Raw genomic sequence first — 432 nt, forward strand, 5'->3', positions numbered from 1 at the left:
ATACGTAAATTGTAGTTTCGTCTGGCAAATTGGTTGGTAAATCGAAAGTCGTTACGTTGCCAACATCTTGAGCGTTTAAAATATCGCTTCCTCCAGCAGTTGTGCCAACAGTTAAACTATATCCTGTAGCATTTCCTATGGAATTCCATGTTAAATCTGTTGCAATGGACACGTCTGTTGCTCCATTTAATGGTGACGATAAAGTTGTACACAATGGCAGAATGACTTCTGTTGTAAAACTTTCTTCTGTACACGCAGTTGCGTTTCCTGCGGAATTATATGGTATTACAAATACGTAAATTGTAGTTTCGTCTGGCAAATTGGTTGGTAAATCGAAAGTCGTTACGTTGCCAACATCTTGAGCGTTTAAAATATCGCTTCCTCCAGCAGTTGTGCCAACAGTTAAACTATAACCTGTAGCATTTCCTATCG

General features: G+C 39.1%; 1 pseudogene. It reads right to left on the reverse strand.

Features of this window, described 5'->3' with window-relative positions:
* A pseudogene (locus ACVC5O_RS01810) lies at window positions 1-432 on the reverse strand (hypothetical protein); the annotation flags it as partial.

Source organism: Lacinutrix salivirga (assembly GCF_053604675.1).